Annotated in this window: 14 protein-coding genes; 9 read left to right on the top strand and 5 right to left on the bottom strand. The window is 71.2% G+C overall.

Translation table 11 applies throughout. From position 1 onward, the window contains the following. Positions 1-169: 169 nt before the first annotated feature. Entirely contained in the window at positions 170-2482 is a 2313-nt protein-coding gene (locus ACZ4N4_RS26055; protein WP_467592596.1) for a glycosyl hydrolase family 95 catalytic domain-containing protein, read from the top strand. Between the two features lie 25 nt (positions 2483-2507). Then, positions 2508-4400, top strand: a complete 1893-nt coding sequence (locus tag ACZ4N4_RS26050) for a glycoside hydrolase family 97 protein (RefSeq protein WP_467592594.1) — start codon at positions 2508-2510, stop codon at positions 4398-4400. Here ACZ4N4_RS26050 and ACZ4N4_RS26045 read toward each other — a convergent pair. Both ACZ4N4_RS26045 and ACZ4N4_RS26040 read right to left on the bottom strand, forming a co-directional pair. Then, positions 4391-5305, bottom strand: a complete 915-nt coding sequence (locus tag ACZ4N4_RS26045; RefSeq protein WP_467592592.1) for a phytoene/squalene synthase family protein — start codon at positions 5303-5305, stop codon at positions 4391-4393. The genes ACZ4N4_RS26050 and ACZ4N4_RS26045 overlap by 10 nt on opposite strands. Before the next feature lie 53 nt (positions 5306-5358). Continuing rightward, positions 5359-6312: an alpha/beta fold hydrolase gene (locus tag ACZ4N4_RS26040; RefSeq protein ID WP_467592590.1), complete on the bottom strand. Its 954-nt coding sequence runs from the start codon at positions 6310-6312 to the stop codon at positions 5359-5361. A gap of 160 nt (positions 6313-6472) precedes the next feature. On the opposite strand from ACZ4N4_RS26040, the gene ACZ4N4_RS26035 reads away from it, so the two are divergent. Together ACZ4N4_RS26035 and ACZ4N4_RS26030 are read left to right on the top strand one after the other, a co-directional pair. Beyond that, the gene (locus tag ACZ4N4_RS26035; RefSeq protein ID WP_467592588.1) at positions 6473-7408 is read left to right on the top strand and encodes a LysR family transcriptional regulator; all 936 of its coding nucleotides are present in this window, start codon (positions 6473-6475) and stop codon (positions 7406-7408) included. Positions 7409-7519: 111 nt separating this feature from the next. After that, positions 7520-8272, top strand: a complete 753-nt coding sequence (locus ACZ4N4_RS26030; protein ID WP_467592586.1) for a YoaK family protein — start codon at positions 7520-7522, stop codon at positions 8270-8272. A gap of 100 nt (positions 8273-8372) precedes the next feature. Here the strand turns inward: ACZ4N4_RS26030 and ACZ4N4_RS26025 are convergent, their stop codons facing one another. Then, positions 8373-10175 carry a thiamine pyrophosphate-requiring protein gene (locus ACZ4N4_RS26025; RefSeq protein WP_467592584.1) on the bottom strand — a complete coding sequence of 601 codons (1803 nt, stop codon included), beginning with the start codon at positions 10173-10175 and terminating at the stop codon, positions 8373-8375. Positions 10176-10198: 23 nt separating this feature from the next. On the opposite strand from ACZ4N4_RS26025, the gene ACZ4N4_RS26020 reads away from it, so the two are divergent. Both ACZ4N4_RS26020 and ACZ4N4_RS26015 read left to right on the top strand, forming a co-directional pair. Continuing rightward, on the top strand, positions 10199-10372 hold the full coding sequence (locus ACZ4N4_RS26020; protein ID WP_467592582.1) for a hypothetical protein: 174 nt from the start codon (positions 10199-10201) through the stop codon (positions 10370-10372). Between the two features lie 225 nt (positions 10373-10597). Continuing rightward, the gene (locus ACZ4N4_RS26015) at positions 10598-10918 is read left to right on the top strand and encodes a DUF6479 family protein (RefSeq protein WP_467592580.1); all 321 of its coding nucleotides are present in this window, start codon (positions 10598-10600) and stop codon (positions 10916-10918) included. Positions 10919-11049: 131 nt separating this feature from the next. Here the strand turns inward: ACZ4N4_RS26015 and ACZ4N4_RS26010 are convergent, their stop codons facing one another. Both ACZ4N4_RS26010 and ACZ4N4_RS26005 read right to left on the bottom strand, forming a co-directional pair. Further along, a complete protein-coding gene (locus ACZ4N4_RS26010) occupies positions 11050-11526 on the bottom strand; it encodes an SRPBCC family protein (protein ID WP_453576226.1) in 477 nt (158 codons plus the stop codon). 118 nt (positions 11527-11644) lie between these two features. Beyond that, the gene (locus ACZ4N4_RS26005; RefSeq protein WP_467592578.1) at positions 11645-12112 is read right to left on the bottom strand and encodes a nuclear transport factor 2 family protein; all 468 of its coding nucleotides are present in this window, start codon (positions 12110-12112) and stop codon (positions 11645-11647) included. Between the two features lie 171 nt (positions 12113-12283). On the opposite strand from ACZ4N4_RS26005, the gene ACZ4N4_RS26000 reads away from it, so the two are divergent. The 3 genes from ACZ4N4_RS26000 (at position 12284) to ACZ4N4_RS25990 (ending at position 16596) form a co-directional block, all read left to right on the top strand. Then, positions 12284-12961, top strand: a complete 678-nt coding sequence (locus tag ACZ4N4_RS26000) for a Rossmann-fold NAD(P)-binding domain-containing protein (protein ID WP_467592576.1) — start codon at positions 12284-12286, stop codon at positions 12959-12961. 390 nt (positions 12962-13351) lie between these two features. After that, a complete protein-coding gene (locus ACZ4N4_RS25995; protein ID WP_467592574.1) occupies positions 13352-14134 on the top strand; it encodes an alpha/beta fold hydrolase in 783 nt (260 codons plus the stop codon). A gap of 209 nt (positions 14135-14343) precedes the next feature. Then, positions 14344-16596 carry a carbohydrate-binding protein gene (locus ACZ4N4_RS25990; protein WP_467592572.1) on the top strand — a complete coding sequence of 751 codons (2253 nt, stop codon included), beginning with the start codon at positions 14344-14346 and terminating at the stop codon, positions 16594-16596. Positions 16597-16749 lie beyond the last annotated feature (153 nt).

The following is a 16749-nucleotide window of genomic DNA, read 5'->3' as shown; positions in this document are numbered from 1 at the left end:
ATCGGAGGAGTCAAGAACCTGAGCCGGGGTTGTCGATGTGAACGTAGAGCTCACCGCCCCGAGCGGGGAACAGGCTTGACCTGTTGAGGCGGTTGACAGGTTCAGGTGCGCTGCTAGGTTCCGCGATACACCCGATGTATCAAGGATCCATCAGGTCTGGAGGACGACGATGACCTCGCACCCGGAGCAACGTTCACCCGTGCCCCGCAGAGCCGTACTCGGCACCGCCCTCGGCGGCGCGGCGGCCGCGGCCCTGCCCGGAACCGCCCACGCCGAACAGCAGCCCACAGCGGCGCCGGCCGGCCACGGACACCCCTGGAAACTCCGCGACACCATGACCACCGACGGCGCCTGGGACCGGTTCCTGCGCGGACAGGACCTGGTGTGGAGCAGACTGCCCGCCCTCTGGTACGAGGCGCCGTTCCTCGGCGACGGGCTGCTCGGCAGCATGATCTACCAGGAGCCGGGCGCCAACCGGATCCGCTTCACCGTGCAGCACGGCCGGGTCCAGGACCACCGGCCCGAGTTCGGCAGCGGCTGGGGCACCGCCCGCCTCCCGGTCGGCCACCTCACGCTCGAACCGGCCGGCACCGTCACCGCCGTCGACTGGCGGCTGAGCCTGTGGAACGCCGAACTCACCGGCACCGTCACCACCACCGCCGGCACCCTCACCCTCGCCGCCCTCATCCACGACGAGGTCCTCGCCGTCCGCGCCACGGCCCACGACGGCGAACAGGTCACCTGGACCTTCCATCCCGAGGAGGCCGTCAGCCCCCGGAAGATCCAGGAGTCACCGCCCGCCGGGTACACCGCCAACCCGCCCTGGACCGAACGGACGTCGGCCGACGGCACCGAACAGGTCCTCCAACCTCTCACCGGCGGCGGCCAGACGGCCACCTCCTACCGCCGTACCGGCGACGAGCTCCTGCTGAGCGTCGGCCACAGCTTCCCCTCGGACACCGCGGCCGAGGCCGACTCCCGCCGCAACCTGCGCCGCGCGACGTCCTACGGCACCCTCCGACGACGGCACACCCGCTGGTGGCACGCCTTCTACCGGAAGAGCTTCGTGTCCTTCCCCGACCAGCGGCTGCAGAGCTTCCACTGGATCCAGCTCTACAAGGTGGCCTGCGCCAGCCGCGCGGACGGACCGGTCATGGCCACCCCGGGCCCCTGGCTGGAGCCCACACCCTGGCCGGCGGTCTGGTGGAACCTCAACGTCCAGCTCGAATACTGGCTGATCCACGCCTTCAACCACCCGGAACTGGACGCCCTCGCCACCACCCTGCGCCAGAACCAGGAACAGCTCACCGCCAACGTGCCCGCCGCCTACCGCTCGGACAGCTCCGGCATCGGCCGCAGCTCCGACATGTTCGCCGTCCGCGAGGTGGGCCGGCCCGGCACGGGCGCCGAGACCGGCGACCTCACCTGGGCCCTGCACAACGTCTGGCTGTCCTACCGGCACTCCATGGACAAGTCCCTGCTCCGGGACACCATCTACCCGGTGCTGCGCCGCGCCGTCAACTACTACCTGCACTTCCTCACCCCGGGCAGCGACGGCAGGCTGCACCTCCCCAGCACGCTCTCACCCGAGTACCCGATCGTCCCGCCGCAGGACACCAACTACGACCTGGCACTGATCCGCTGGGGCTGCCAGACCCTCCTCGACTCCGCCGAACTGCTCGGCATCGACGACGAGTCGAAGCCCCGCTGGCAGGAGGTGCTGGCCCGGCTCACCCCGTACCCGGTCGACGACAACGGCTTCATGATCGGCGCCGACACCCCGTACGACCAGTCCCACCGCCACTACTCGCACCTGCTCATGGTGTACCCGCTGTACCTGGTCAACTGGGACCAGCCGGAGAACCGCGACCTGATCACGAAGTCCGTGGTCCGCTGGCACGCGCTGACCGGCGCCCACCGCGGCTACAGCTACACCGGTGCCGCCTCCATGTACGCGATGACCGGCGACGGCGACACCGCCATCGGCTACCTGCGGAAGTTCTTCGACCCCACGACCCGCTACCCCTGCCGGGCCAACACCCACTACACCGAGGCCGGTCCGGTCATCGAGACCCCGCTGTCCGCCTCGCAGTCCCTGCACGACATGTTCTGCCAGAGCTGGGGCGGGATCGTCCGCGTTTTTCCCGCCGTACCGACCGCCTGGGCCGACCTCACCCTGCACAACTTCCGCACCCAGGGCGCCTTCCTGGTCAGCGCCGTCCGCAAGGCGGGACAGACCCGCTTCATCCGGATCCGCAGCCTGGCAGGCGAGCCCCTCAGACTCCGGCACGGCCTGACCGGCCCGCTCACCGTCCTGCTCGACGACGGCACCCCGGCCCGCACCCACGACCTCGGCGACGGCACCCTCGCCATCGACCTGCCCCGCGGCCGCGAGGTGCTCGTGCACTCCGGCTCCCGCCCGGACCTCGTCATCGCACCGGTCGCCGTCAGCGAACCGGGCGCGGCGTGGGGACTGCCGTAACCACCGACCGGAAGACAGGGTTTCCATGGCTGTTCCGCTCCCCAGAACCGTGGTCGCCGCGCTCTGCGCCGGACTCGCGGCCACCCTCCTGACCACCACGCCCGCCCGGGCCGAACAGCGGTCGCGCACCTGGACCGTGTCCGAGGCGGCCCCCGCACCCCGGGCCCGTATCGACCTCGACACCACCACCGGCACCCTCAGCCTCGCGGTCTCCCGTGCCGGCCGAACCGTGATCGAGCCGTCGCCCGTCGGCGTCGTCACCCAACAGGCCGACCTGTCACAGGGGTTGCGGTTCCTGCACCGCAAGGACCGTACCGTCGAGGAGCACTACCGGGCGAAGTCCGGGAAACGGCTGGACCGCAGGGTGCGCATGAACGAGACCCGGCTGTCCTTCGGCACCGCCTCCGGCGCCCGCCTCGACCTGGTCGTCCGCGCCTCCGCCGACGGCATCGCCTACCGATACGTCCTGCCCGCCGGATCCGGCGACGTGCTCGGCGAGACCTCCGCGTTCGACCTGCCGGCGGACGCGGGCGCCTGGCTCAGCACCTACCGGGTCGACAACGAGGGCCAGTTCAACCAGTACACCGCCGCGACCGCCCCCAGCGGCGAGTACTCGGACCAGGCTCTCTTCGCCACCCCCGGCGGCTACACCCTGCTCGCCGAGTCCGACCTCACCGGCACCTACTCCGGCGCCCGGCTCGCGCACACCCAGGGCACCGGCACCTACCGCGTCAGGCTCGCCGACACCCAGGTCCACACCGACGGGCCGCTCGCCACCCCCTGGCGGGCCATGATCACCGGCGACCTCGCCACCGTCACCCGGTCCACCTTCACCGACGACCTCGCTCCCGCGTCCGAGGTCGCCGACCCGTCCTGGATCCACCCGGGCACCGTGCTGTGGACCTGGCTCGCCGGCGGCCGCACGGCAGGCCAGAGCCTCGCCGCGCAGAAGGCGTACGTCGACTACGCGGCCGCCCGGCACTGGCCCTACGAGGCCGTCGACGCCGGCTGGTACTTCAAGACCGACGCGTGGGACACCACCGACCCGAACTGGGGGACCGACAGCTGGCTGCCCGAACTCGTCGACTACGCGCGCGCCAAGGGCGTCGGTATCGTGGTCTGGATCCACCAGCGCGACCTCGACACGCCCGAGGAACGCGCCCAGTGGCTGCCGACCCTGGAACGCTGGGGCGTCAAGGGCGTGAAGATCGACTTCATGAACTCCGAGGCGCAGTCGATGCTCCAGTGGTACGACGCCATCCTCCCGGCGACCGCCGCCCACCACCTCCTGGTCGACTTCCACGGCGCCACCCTCCCCAAGGGCATCCAGCGCACCTGGCCCCAGGTGATGAGCATGGAGGCCGTCGGCGGCGAGGAGAAGCGCACCAACACCGCCGCCCACCTCACCACCCTCCCCTTCACCCGCAACGTCATCGGCTCCATGGACTTCACCCCCGGCGGCTTCCAGCGCGTCGGCCAGCGCCCGGACTCCGACGCGGCCGAGACCGGACTCACCGTCGCCTACGAGTCCGGCCTCCAGATGCTGGCGGGCACCCCCGAGTCGTACGACGCCCGGCCGCTCGCCCGGGACTTCCTCGACCAGCTGCCCGCGGCCTGGGACGACACCCGCCTGCTGACCGGCAGCCCAGGCCGGGAAGCCGTCCTCGCCCGCCGCGGCGGGAACCGCTGGTTCCTGGGCGGGGTATACGCCGGCGCCGCCCACACCGCCACGGTCCCCCTGAGCATCGGCCGTGGACGGTGGCTGGTGCAGACGATCCGGGACGGCGCCGAAGGCCTGGTCCAGGAGAGTCAGGTCCTGCGCGGTGGTGACGTCCTGAGCGTCGAGGTCGTCGCCGACGGCGGCTTCGCCGGGATCGCCTGTCCCTGGCACCCGGGCGTCACCAGCTGCTACCGCTGAGCACGCACCGCCCCGCGGCGGGCACCGAGCACCAGCTTGAGGGTGCCCGCCGTGGACGGCGACGCCGAGCCGCGCAACACGTCCGTGCCGGGCGCGAGCACGGCCTCGGCGGTGAGCAGTTCGATCTCGATCAGAGTGCCCACCAGCGGGCGGTGGGCGGCCGGGATCAGGTCGAGCAGCTCCCGGGCCGACCGCAGGTCCGCCCGGGCGGTCTCGACCTCGTGTGCCACGAGTGAACGCAGACCGGGCGAGGCCTGCCCCGCCGCGAGGTCCTCCGCCGTGACCGAGAAACGCTTCAGGGTCTGCCTCGGGATGCCCGGCCGGCCCTCCCGCAGGTCCTCGGCGAGGTCGTTGACGAAGTCCAGCCGCTGGCTGCCGTCGATGAGCCTGCGGCAGCCGGCCAGGAACCGTCCGCCGGGATCGGTCTCGGGGCCCAGCAGCGCGCCTATCAGCAGGAAGGCCGGCATCGAGTAGGCGTCGAGGTAGTCCTGGTAGTCGGCCTCGGTCTCGAAGCCGGTGAACTCCAACTCGGCGGTGGCGGTGCCCAGATAGGCCTCCACGACCGCCCGGTGCCGGGGATGCGCGGCGACCGTGTGCAGAAGAGTGCGGACCAGGGGATCGGCACTGGTCCCCGTCTCCAGCCCCGCACGAACCCGCCGCTCCCAGTCGGCCCACGCCTGCGCACGCCCCGCCTCGGGACCGCTGTCCAGCAGGTCGTCCCCGTGGTGCATCACGGCCGTCGCGGCCACCACATGGGGCTGCACCGCGGGTGGCAGCAGCATCCGGCAGGCCAGATAGGCGCTCCGGCGATACCGCCGGACCGTACGCCGTTGGGTGCCGTAGTCCCGTCGCAGCTCCGCATCCCGGATGCCGGCCGCGGTCAGGCTCTTGTTCCACGCGCTCACGAGAAGATCGTAGAGGCAGGCGCGGACCGCGGAGCCCGACCGCGGAGGAGCGCTCAGGAAAGGGACTCGAGGAACTCGACCAGTGCCGCGTTCACCTCGTCCGGACGCTCCTGCTGGGTCCAGTGGCCGCAGCCGGCCAGCTTGAGGGGCTTGCGCACCAGATTGGGCATCAGCACGGGAAGCCGCTCGATGAGTTCGGGCGTACCGGGGAACGCCGGGACCACGTCACGGTCGCCGTAGACGTACAGCGCCGGCGGGGTGACGCGGGCACCCTGCCAGGGAGCGGTCAGTTCCCAGTTGCGATCGAGGTTGCGGTACCAGTTCAGCGCCCCGGTGAAGCCCTGGGAGAAGCTCTCGGTGAGGGCGTCCAGGTCCTCCTCGGTGAACCACGACGGCAGCCGCTCGGGATCCGGCATGTCGGCGAGCCAGCCGCGCTCGGGGTCCACCAGGGGCTGCCCGACCGAACCGCTTTCGCCGGAGGCCGAGAAGAAGAACTTCCGCAGCGTGGTGCGCGGGTCGCGGCCGAACTCGGCGTCGGCGACACCCGGCCGGTCGAAGTAGTTCCAGTAGAAGCGGCCACCGAACATCTCGTCCATGGCCTGCAGCGGCGGCGTCGTCCCCCGGAACGGCGGCGGCACGCTCAGCCCGGCCACCCCGCGCACCAGGTCCGGGCGGAACAGCGCGGTGTGCCAGGCCACCGGCGCACCCCAGTCGTGCCCGACGACGAACGCCTTCTCCTCGCCCAACTCCCGGATCAGCCCGACGACATCGCCGACCAGGTGGAAGATGGTGTACGCGTCGACGTCCTCGGGGCGGTCGCTGCTGCCGTAGCCCCGCTGGTCGGGGGCGACCACATGGAAGCCGGCCGCGGCCAGCGGGCCGAACTGGTGCTGCCACGAGTGCCATGATTCGGGGAAGCCGTGCAGCAGCACGACCAGCGGGCCGGAACCCTCCTCGGCGATGTGCAGCCGGATTCCGTTCACGTCGATCAATCGATGCTGAACCATGTGCTCGAGCGTACGCGCAACGATCTTCGACCACCGTGTCCGGTGCTGCCGCCGGCGCGCGTTCACGTCGCCGTGTCCCGCACCGTGGCGCGGCGTCGATGCCGGCATCGGCCTGGCGTATGAATTGACCTCGATCGATCGGTGGGGGAGATTGATGTCCATGGAGCTGCGCCATCTCAGGTACTTCCTGGCGGTCGCCGAGACCCACAACTTCACCCAGGCCGCCGCGCGTTGTTATGTGGCGCAGTCGGCGCTGAGCCAGCAGATCGCCCGGCTGGAGAAGGACGTCGGTGCCCCGCTTTTCAGCCGCACGAGCCGCTCGGTACGGCTGACCGCAGCCGGTGAGCTGCTGGAGCCGCGGGCCCGGCGCATCCTCGCCGACGTCGACAACGCCCAGGCCGCCCTCGACGCGCTGGCGGGTCTGCGCCGGGGCCGGCTCCGGCTGGGCCTGGTGCAGACGATGGCCGTGCCCTTCGACATGGTGGAGGTGCTGGCCGACTACCGCGCCCGCTATCCCGGCGTCGACCTGCGCGTCTCCAACGATCCCAGCTCCCGGACGGCCGCCGCGGTCCTCGCCGGCACCCTCGATGTCGGGGTGATCGGACTCGCCGCCCGGCAGGTGCCGGAGGGGCTGGATTACCGGACGCTGGGCAGCGCCCCGCTGGTCGCCGTCGTACCGCGCGAGCACGCTCTCGCGAACCGGAAGGCCATCGACCTGGCCGAGCTGCCGGACAGCCACCCGCTGATCCAGTTCACGCGGGGCAGCGGCCTGCGCCGCCAGGTCGAGGCGGCCTTCGCCCGCGCGGGAGCGGAGGCGGGGCAGCACTTCGAGGTGGGTCAGATCCACGACATGATCCGGCTGGCCGCACGCGGGGTGGGCGTCACCGTCGTACCCCGGTCCACCGTCGTCGGCCCCGGTTCCGTGCTCGGCCTCGACGCCGCCGACGAGCTGCCCCGGGGCGCGCGGATGCTGCGTCTGACGGACGACGAGGCCGTGCACCACATCTGCGTGGTGTACGACGGCACCCGACTGGCTCCGGCCGCCGAGGCGTTTCTCGAAGTCCTCGAACAGCACGTCCGCGAACGATCGGCATGACCGATCGCTGCACCCGGATCCATATGTTGGACAGGGGGACCGGGGTGGCCGGAGGCTGGAGAGGACGCACCCCGCGAGGTGCGGTTTCGCTCCAGTCCCGAAGGGACCGTCATGTCGATCAAGGATGCAGTCCAGCCCGTACTCCGTGAGGCACGGGCGACCGTGCTGCCCGACCCGGCGGACCGCCATGGCCCCCTGCCCCCGCTGATGCTCGCCCTCACCGTGGTGACCGGCCTCGTGGACGCCTTCAGCTACCTGGTGCTCGGCCACGTCTTCGTCGCCAACATGACCGGCAACGTGGTCTTCTCCGGCTTCGCGATCGCGGGCGCCGCAGGGTTCTCCCTCGCCGCCTCGCTGGCCGCGCTGGCCGCCTTCGGCGCGGGCGCCCTGGTGGGCGGCCGGATCGCGCACCGGGCCCGCGCGCACCGCGGCCGCGTGCTGCGCCTGGCGCTCGTCGTGGAGACGGTCCTGTTCCTGGCGGCCTACGCCGTCGCCCGGTACGGCGCCCCCCTGGACACCGCCGGGACCCGGTACTCGCTGATCGCACTCCTCGGCCTCGCCATGGGCGTCCAGAACGCGACCGCCCGCGCGCTCGCCGTACCCGACCTCACCACGACCGTCCTGACCCTGACCATCACCGGCATGGCCTCCGACAGCAGGGCCGCCGGGGGCGGCGGAGGCAGGACCGGCCGGCGTGCCCTCTCGGTGCTGGCGATGTGCGCCGGGGCCCTGATCGGCGCCTTCGCCGTCCGCGACGGCGCCCCCACCCTGCCGCTGCTGCTCGCCACCGTGCTCCTCGCGGGCAGCACGCTCCGCGCGTTCGCCCTGACCCGCTCGGACGGCCGCTGGACCGACCCGCTGTGAGCCTCGGCGTGGGCCCCCGTCGGTGGCTGCCGCCCCTGCCCCCTGTTGCCCGAGGAGCCGGCGGCATCCGCCGGCTCCTCGGGCAACAGGCCGGGGTCCTTCATCGCCGCCCCGCTGCACGGTGGTGCGGCAGGAACTCCTGCATCTTGGCCTTGAAGCCCTGGCGGACCATCGCCGCCCGGTCGCTGTCGCCCTTGAGGACGGCGGAGGCCGCGGCCTCGATCTGGTCGAGGGTGGCGTGCGGCGGGATCGGCGGTACGGCCGGGTCGGTCACGAAGTCGAGGACGCACGGCCGGTCGGCGGCGAGCGCGGCCTCCCAGGCGCCCGTCACCCCGTCGGGCTGCTCGATCCGGATGCCGTCCAGGCCGAGGGAGCGGGCGAAGTCGGCGTACGCGACGTCCGGAAGGGACTGCGAGGGCAGGAACTGCGGGGCGCCCTCCATCGCGCGCATCTCCCAGGTCACCTGGTTCAGGTCCCGGTTGTTGAAGACGGCCACGATCAGCCGCGGATCCGCCCAGTCCCGCCAGTACTTGGCCACGGTGATGAGCTCTGCCATGCCGTTCATCTGCATCGCCCCGTCGCCGACCAGGGCGATCGCAGGCCGGTCCCCGTGCGCGAACTTGGCGCCGATGGCGTACGGCACCCCCGGCCCCATGGTGGCCAGCGTCCCCGACAGCGAACCGCGCATCCCGCCCCGCAGTTTCAGATGCCGGGCGTACCAGTTGGCGGCCGAACCCGAGTCGGCGGAGAGGATCACGTCGTCCGGGAGCAGCCCGTTCAGGGCGTGGGTGACGTACTCCGGGTTGATCGGATCGGCGTCGACGGCGGCCCGCCGCTCCATCACGTCCCACCAGTCCTTGACGTTGTTCTCCATCTTCTGCCGCCAGGAGGGGTCCTCCATCTGCTCCAGCAGTGGCAGCAGCCGGCGCAGCGTCCGGGCGGCGTCGCCGACCAGGTTGACCTCGAAGGGGTAGCGCAGCCCGACCATGTGCGGATCGATGTCGATCTGCACGGCGCGCGCCTTGCCGAACTCCGGCAGGAACTGGGTGTAGGGGAAGGACGAGCCGATGACGAGCAGTGTGTCGCACTCCCGCATCAGCTCGTACGACGGCCGCGTGCCGAGCAGCCCGATCGCCCCGGTGACGTACGGCAGGTCGTCGTCGAGGGCGTCCTTGCCCAGCAGCGCCTTGGCGACGCCGGCGCCCATCCGGTCGGCGACCTCCTGCACCTCCGCCCGGGCACCCCGCGCACCCTGCCCGATCAGAATCGCCGCCTTGCCGCCGGAGTTGAGGACGTCGGCGGCTCGCTGGAGGTCGTCGTCGTCCGGCACCGGGGCGTAGTGCGGCATGCCGAGGCTGGAGGGCACCATCTTGAAGGCGTGCCCGGGCGGCGCGTAGTCCAGCTCCTGGACGTCGGCCGGGATGATCACGGCGGTCACCGACCGGCGTGCCACGGCGGTGCGCATCGCCCGGTCGAGCACGTTCGGGAGCTGCTCGGGGACGGTGACCATCTCGCAGAAGTCGGAGGCGACGTCCTTGTACAGGCTCAGCAGGTCGACCTCCTGCTGGTAGGAGCCGCCCATGGCGCTGCGGTTGGTCTGCCCGACGATCGCGACCACCGGTACATGGTCGAGCTTGGCGTCGTACAGGCCGTTGAGGAGATGAATGGCGCCGGGTCCGGAGGTCGCGGCGCAGACCCCGACCCGGCCGGAGAACTTGGCGTAGCCGACGGCCTCGAACGCGGACATCTCCTCGTGGCGGGACTGGATGAACGTGGGCTTGTTGTCGGCCCGTCCCCAGGCCGCGAGCAGACCGTTGATGCCGTCACCCGGGTAGGCGAAGACATGCTCCACGTCCCACTCGCGCAGCCGCTGGAGGATGTAGTCGGAGACCTTCGTCGACATGGCGGAAAACCTTTCCTGAGGTGATGGGCGAGCTACGGACGGCGCGGATGCCGTACGGCCCGGCGCCCGGCGAGGCTCGTACGGGCAGCGGCGACTCGATGTCCTCGTGGTCGCAGACGATCACGGCGACGACGGGCGCTGCCGTCGGTCCCTCCTGGCCTGGGCACGGCGTCCACCACCTTGAGCGGTCCGACTGAAGTCCGCTGCCGAGTACCCCCTGTCCGCCGGGTTGTGCACGGTGTGTCGCCCGAATGAGGAGGGGGCGGGGGAGGCAGGGTCTTCGACAGACCGACCCCGCGCGGGTCCCGGACGCTCCTGTGCCGGCCGCTTCCGGCCGCTTCCGTGGGCGACCCGCGAATGCCGTCCCGGCCGCCGCGCCGCCTCTGGGGTGTCCACCGTGCCGCGGGGGGTACCCGGAGCGGATGTACAGGACTCATGAACAACTGGCCGCCGCCGGCTCGGCGGTGGGGATGATCGTGATCGTCGTCTGCGGTCTGCTCGTCGTGGCCGCGCTGGTGGGAGCCGTCCGCCTCGGCATCGGGGTACGGCGGCGGGAGTCCGCGCCGCCCCGGCGCTCGGAACACCCCACTCCGCCCCGCACGGGACCGGTGCGCGAGGAGCGTGAGATGCGCGAGCCGAACGAGGTGCCGCGGGCCGGGAGCGACGGTGACCGTCTCACCCCGCACCAGCTGGGCAACGCCCCCACCAGGTCCAGCGAGGACCAGACCCGCCCCCGCTGGTAGCCCGGCTGCGGCGGCTCCTCGCACAGCGCGGCAGCGGCGTGAAGTGACGGCTCCGGCTGCTGGCCCACGTGGGCCAGCAGCCGGAGCCGTACGACGCTCTCGGGGTTCCCCGGAGCCTTCGGGGGGGTCGGTCAGTAGGCCGAGCCGGGATTGCCGGGGCGGATGCGACCGCGCCAGGCGCCCGTCTCGCCTCCGTGCTGCTCGATGTAGTCCTTGAAGCGGTTGAGGTCGCCGTTGACGCGGCGGTCGATCAGGCCGAGTGCGTCGGCACCCTTCTCGGCCATGCCGCTGGGCTCGATGTCCATCGTGAGCTCGACCCGGGTGTGCGTCTCGTCCAGCGGTTCGAACCGGACGGATCCACGCTGCCGGATGTCACCCTCGATCGCCCGCCAGGTGATCCGGTCGTCCGGCAGCTGGTCGACGATCTCGGTGTCGAACTCGCGCCGCACCCCGCCGATCTTCGTGGTCCAGTGGTTGTGCCGGTCGTCGAGCTGCCTGACCTCCTCGACGCCCTCCATGAAGTTCGGGAAGTCCTCGAACTGGGTCCACTGGTTGTAGGCCGTGTGGACCGGGACCGCGACGTCCACGGCTTTCTTGACCGTGCTCATCTGTTCCTCCTCGTCGGAAACGGCTCGTCACCGGGGGCGGTCGGTGTCCGACTCGCTCTCCCGTGGCCGCCGGGTACCCGGTCCCACCGCGCGCACCCTTCTCCGCGACGCCCGAAGGTCACGGGGTCGAGGGGCGCGTCTCCGTCCAGTCGACCATCAGACGGCGCTCGGCGAACAGCCACTCGCCGTCCTGCCTGGTGAACTCGTCGAGATAGCGAATCGACGCGATCATCAGCGTGCGCCCGCCGTCGTCCCCGACCGAGAGATGGTGGGCCAGGCAGTAGCTCTCGCCGGTGGCGCGGTCGCCGTCGAGGGAGACGGTGCTCTGCCCGTTGAAGTGGGTCGTCGTCCGATACGAGTTGAGGTTGTCGAACACCGGGGCGAGGGAGGTGCGGCCGTGCAGCTCCTGCGTCGGCTCCGCCGCCGTGGCGTCCATGAACACCAGGAAACGCGTGTCCTCGGTGAACAGGCTCATCTGGCCCTTGGCGTCCCGCCGGTCCGCGCAGTGGGCGTAGGCGTCGATCAGCTCACGGATGGCAAGCCGGTCGGCGGCTTCCCCTGGTGAGACGGAGGTGTGGGCGGCCATGAGGGGCTCCTCCAGTACCTTCTTGCGGCTATCTGTTTGACAGATGTATAAAATCATCGCGGATGTGACCGCGCAACGGCCGTGGACAGGGGGCGGCGCCCTCGGCGACCGGACCGGCATCGCCCCCGGCCGGTGGAGGTCCGGTACGGTGCCGGACACCGCCTTCCAGTGATGGAGACCCTTGTGAACGTCGTCGTCTTCGGCGCGTCCGGCATGGTCGGACAGGGCGTCCTGCGCGCCTGCCTCCTCGACCCCGAGGTCGGCAGCGTCCTCGTGGTGGGTCGCCGCCCGCTCGGCGTCACGCACCCCAAGCTGACCGAAGTCATCCACGACGACTTCACCGACCTGTCCGCCATCAACGACCGGCTGACCGGCCTGGACGCCTGCTTCTACTGTCTCGGTGTCTCCTCCGCGGGCCTGAGCGAGGCCGAGTACACCCGCGTCACCCACGACTTCACCCTCGCGGCCGCCCGTGCGCTGGTCGCCGCCGGCCCCGGACCGACCTTCACCTATGTCTCCGGCGAGGGCACCGACAGCACCGAACAGGGCCGCACCATGTGGGCGCGGGTGAAGGGGCGCACCGAGAACGCGCTCCTGGCGATGCCGATGAACGCGTACATGCTCCGCCCCGGCTATATCCAGCCCCGCCACGGAGCGGTCTCCCGGACCCGCTCCTACCGTGTCATGTACGCCCTCACGTCCTGGCTCTACCCGCTGCTGCACCGGCTTCTGCCCGCCCACACGACGACCACGGAACACCTCGCCCGCGCCATGCTGGCGCTGACCCGCCCCGGCGTGACCGAGAACCGGCTGCTGTACAGCAAGGACATCAACCGCCTGGGCGCCTGACCGTTCCCCTGACGGACTCGGACGCAGACGTTGGCGCTCGCGGCCAGGGCCACTCCATGGGCCGCGTCGGTCACCCGGTGATCATGCCGGGGACGGGACCCGATGTCACCCATGAACCGACCCCCACCGGCGATGGCGGCCTCGTCCATGGACAAGGATCCAGGGCGCTGGACGAACCGACGCGCGGACGTCGTCGTACGGGCCGTAAATCCGTTGGACGCGCCGGGCTCGGGTGCGTAGCGTCCGGGGAGCCGTGATGTCGTGCGAGGAGGTGAGACCCGTGAACGCTGTAGCAGAGTGGGTGCTCCCTCTCCCGTCACGGTCGGGCGATTGACGTAGGTGTCGCCGGGAGCGCCTGTAGGAGAAGGCCATCCCGAAAGGCAACAACTCATGCAGTCCCTGCGTTTCACCGCCCGGACGACGTCGGACGGTGTCGTCGAACGCGACTTCACCCTGGGCGAGATCCCCGGCGTGCTCTGGTCGCCCGAGTCCGGCCCTGAGTCCGGTCCCGATCGCGCGCCCCTGGTGCTGATGGGCCACGGCGGCGGCACCCACAAGAAGTGGCCGGCGATGACGGGCCGGGCCCGCCTCCTGGTGACCGGCTGCGGCTTCCACGTCGCCTGCATCGACTCGCCCGGTCACGGTGACCGGCCCCGCACCGCGCACGACGAACGGGAGATCGCCGAGCTGTACCGGGCGAGGGAGGCGGGCGAGCCCGAAGGCCCCGTCGTCGTCCGCTACAACGCCCACCTGGCGGCCCGCGCCGTACCGGAGTGGCAGGCGACCCTCGACGCCCTCCAGGAGCTTCCGGAGATCGGCACCGGGGGACCGGTCGGCTACTACGGCCTGAACATGGGCACCGCGATCGGGGTGCCGTTGACGGCCGTCGAGCCCAGGATCACCGCCGCGGTGTTCGGCCTGCACTGGCCCGATGCCCTCGCCGAGCCGGCCCGGCGGATCACCGTGCCCGTCGAGTTCGCGCTCCAGTGGGACGACGAGCACATTCCGCGTGCGGCCGGACTCGCACTGTTCGACGCCTTCGCCTCGAAGGAGAAGACGTTGCACGCCAACACCGGCCTCCACAAGGAACTGCCCAGGTTCGAGGCCGACAGCGCGGTCCGCTTCTTCGCCCGGCATCTGGTCCGGCCCGGCACGTCACCGGCCCTGAGCTGACGGGCCGTCGGCGCCCGGCCGTACCCGTCACACCGGCCGGGCGCCGGCACCCCCCACCGCGAAACCCTTTCTTCACGCCTTGACTTAACATCGGGGACATTGCTTGGATCTCAAGTCGGCGTTCCCAGTGAGCCGTTGGTGGCGCAGCGGTCAGGCGCCTCCGGTTCGGCACGGCAACACCCCCGACCCACCAGAGCCCAGGAGCAGCTGTGAGACGTACGCTCACCACGATCGCGGCCGTGGCTGCAATGACACTGCCACTCATCGGCGCGGGCCCGACCGCGCAGGCCGACCGGCCCGCGAGCGCGCGCACCGGGCACGGCCAGGTCGTGACCGGCACCTACTCCACCGGCGGCGCCCAGACCTGGCGCCCCCTGCCGATCGTCAGGACGGGCACGGACACCCACGGCCCCGTCGACGCCACCGTGGTCGCCGACCCCAGCGCCCTCCGGCAGCAGTACACCGGCATCGGCTTCTCCCTGGACGAGACGAGCGTGTCCAACCTGTGGAAGCTCACCCCCGGCGAACGTGCCGAAGCCATCCGGCTCCTTGTCGACCCCGAGCACGGCGCGGGACTCGACCGGTTCCGGCTGACGATCGGTAGCCCCGATCTCATCGAACACCTGCCGTTCTGGTCGGAGGACGACCTGCCCGCCGGACTCGCCGAGGACTTCGGCCTGAAGCACTTCTCCATCCAGCGGGACCTCGACCTGCACATCGTCGACACCATCAAACTCATCCAGCGCTACAACCCCCGCGCCACGTTCTTCGCGTCGGCGTGGAGCGCGCCGGCCTGGATGAAGACGAACAACCGGTTCCTCGGCGAGGTCGCCCTCAAGCCCGGGAGCAGCACGGACTACTACCAGGTCGGCAAGTTGCGGGACGACTGCATCGAGGTGTTCGCCCGGTACTACGTCAAGTACGTCCAGGCGTACGCCCGGCAGGGCATCCGCGTGGACGCGCTGACCCTGCTGAACGAGCCGGGCATGGACGTCGTCTACCCGGCCATGGACATCAGCGTCGCGCAGCAGCAGAAGCTGGCGCTGGCGATCAAGCGTGAGGTCCGTGCCGCCCACCTGGGCACCCAGCTGTATGTACATGACTTCAACTTCTGGGACTGGCACGACCCCAACAGCACGGCGACGAAGAACTACTACCGCATCTTCGAGGACGCCCCGGACGGCTCGGTGACCGGCGCCCAGGTCCGCAAGGCGGCGGACGCCATCGCCTTCCACCCCTACTGGGGCGACCCGACCGTCATGCGCGACGCCTACGAGCAGACCGGGAAGCCGGTCCAGCTCACGGAGACCAGCGACCTGTCGCCCTCGACCGTCCTCGACGACTTCCGCCTCGACGCCGGTTCCTACATCCTGTGGGCCCAGACCACCGACCAGGACGGCGGCACCCTGCACTGGACGCCGTCGCGGGACAACAACATCGACTGGGACCAGGTCGCCGCCACCACCAAGTGGCCCGACCGGCTGGTCACGGTGAACACCGGCACCAAGGAGTTCACGGTCCGCGACGAGCTCTACCAGCTGGGGCAGTTCGCGAAGTACCTGTCGCCCGGTGACGTACGCCTGGAGTCCAGCGCCGCCGCGGACGGCGTCAGCAACGTCGTCTACCGGACCCGCGACGGCGGCTACGTGGCCGTCCTCGGCAACGGCGCCGCATCCGACCGCAGGGTCCGGGTGGTCGTCGGCGACCAGACGTTCGTCGTGACGGTACCGGCGGGCTCCTTCGCCACCTACCGGTGGCACGGCAAGGCCGCCACGGGCTCCCGCAACCACGCCCCGGTCCTCGCACCGGCCGCCGACGTCGTCGCCGACCAGTACGGCACCACGCAGGTGCGGTTGAAGGCCACCGACCGGGACGGCGACCGGCTCTCCTACTACGCCACCGAACTGCCCGACGGCGTCACCCTCGACCCGGCGACCGGCCTGGTCACCATCCGTCCGACGGCCACCGGCGAGCAGGACCTGACCTTCTACGCCACCGACGGCCGGGCCCACGACCAGGTGACCCTCCACCTGACCGTCCGCCCGCACGCGGCACCCGTGGGGGAGAGGATCGAGGCCGAGGGGTACACGGACCAGCACGGCTGGGCCGCCGACGGCAGCAACTTCATCGAGAGCAACCCGGCCGCCAGCGGCGGCAGGAACGTGGGCTGGACCGCCGCAGGCAACTGGCTGACCTACCGCGTCGACGTGCCGGAGACCGGCACGTACGATCTCGAACTGCGCGTCGCCAACGGCACGGCCGCCACCGCGGCGAACGCCGTGTCCCTGCGGGACGACAGCGGCACGACCCTGGCGACCGCGTCCGTGCCGGCCACGGGCGGCTGGGCGAGCTACCAGTCGGTGCACGTACCCGTAGCCCTCCGGGCAGGGGAACAGACGGTCACCGTCTACTGCGAGACCGGCGGCTTCAACCTCGACTACCTGCGCCTCACCGCTTCCTGACCGCCTTCCTGACACCGCCGTCCCGGCGCCGGACCGGCCATGCGCCCCCGGCCCGGGGTACGGCCAGCCCCCGGGTGCGGCGACCGGTAGGCCGGATGGTCCCGGCCGGTCCGGTCCACAAAGCTGAGAGGAGTCACCGAACACCCGCAGCCA

The sequence above is a fragment of the Streptomyces sp. NPDC026538 genome (assembly GCF_055567535.1).
The sequence above is the reverse complement of the archived record's forward strand: the minus strand, read 5'-3'. Positions and strand labels throughout refer to the sequence as shown.

Coding starts and splice junctions, on each gene's coding strand:
- ACZ4N4_RS26005 (WP_467592578.1), bottom strand. CDS start 12,112: ATGGCCGCCCACACCTCCGTCTCACCAGGGGAAGCCGCCGACCGGCTT.
- ACZ4N4_RS26015 (WP_467592580.1), top strand. CDS start 10,598: ATGTACAGGACTCATGAACAACTGGCCGCCGCCGGCTCGGCGGTGGGG.
- ACZ4N4_RS25995 (WP_467592574.1), top strand. CDS start 13,352: ATGCAGTCCCTGCGTTTCACCGCCCGGACGACGTCGGACGGTGTCGTC.
- ACZ4N4_RS26050 (WP_467592594.1), top strand. CDS start 2,508: ATGGCTGTTCCGCTCCCCAGAACCGTGGTCGCCGCGCTCTGCGCCGGA.
- ACZ4N4_RS26010 (WP_453576226.1), bottom strand. CDS start 11,526: ATGAGCACGGTCAAGAAAGCCGTGGACGTCGCGGTCCCGGTCCACACG.
- ACZ4N4_RS26040 (WP_467592590.1), bottom strand. CDS start 6,312: ATGGTTCAGCATCGATTGATCGACGTGAACGGAATCCGGCTGCACATC.
- ACZ4N4_RS26025 (WP_467592584.1), bottom strand. CDS start 10,175: ATGTCGACGAAGGTCTCCGACTACATCCTCCAGCGGCTGCGCGAGTGG.
- ACZ4N4_RS26000 (WP_467592576.1), top strand. CDS start 12,284: ATGGAGACCCTTGTGAACGTCGTCGTCTTCGGCGCGTCCGGCATGGTC.
- ACZ4N4_RS26030 (WP_467592586.1), top strand. CDS start 7,520: ATGTCGATCAAGGATGCAGTCCAGCCCGTACTCCGTGAGGCACGGGCG.
- ACZ4N4_RS26020 (WP_467592582.1), top strand. CDS start 10,199: ATGGGCGAGCTACGGACGGCGCGGATGCCGTACGGCCCGGCGCCCGGC.
- ACZ4N4_RS26035 (WP_467592588.1), top strand. CDS start 6,473: ATGGAGCTGCGCCATCTCAGGTACTTCCTGGCGGTCGCCGAGACCCAC.
- ACZ4N4_RS26055 (WP_467592596.1), top strand. CDS start 170: ATGACCTCGCACCCGGAGCAACGTTCACCCGTGCCCCGCAGAGCCGTA.